This is a genomic window from Pseudonocardia sp. EV170527-09 (assembly GCF_008369905.1).
Taxonomy (GTDB): Bacteria; Actinomycetota; Actinomycetes; order Mycobacteriales; family Pseudonocardiaceae; genus Pseudonocardia.
This window is the reverse complement of record NZ_VRMC01000459.1, coordinates 1-273: the sequence shown is the minus strand read 5'-3', so window position 1 is coordinate 273 and position 273 is coordinate 1. Positions and strand designations below refer to the sequence as shown.

Below are 273 nucleotides of genomic sequence, written 5' to 3'. Positions count from 1 at the left end.
ATGGATCGCCTTGACCTGTTCGACGTCATCTCTTCTGCATCAGCAGCTCGCAGCGAGTTAGCCCCTGCCTTGACCCGCCCCGCGCATGACTCAGCCCAGACGATGACTGCCATCGGCCACGCCCACATTGACTCCGCCTGGCTGTGGCCACTGCGCGAAACCCGACGCAAGGTCGCTCGAACAATCTCCAACCAGCTCAACCTCATCGACACCGACCCAGCCCACATCTTTGCCTTCCCAGCCGCTCAGCATTCGGCCTGGCTCGAAGAGGAT

The 273-nt window shown here is 61.5% G+C and carries 1 protein-coding gene; it reads left to right on the top strand.

Features of this window, described 5'->3' with window-relative positions; all coding sequences use genetic code 11:
* On the top strand, window positions 1-273 hold a 273-nt coding region (locus FVA95_RS29800), incomplete at both ends, for a hypothetical protein (protein ID WP_205016072.1).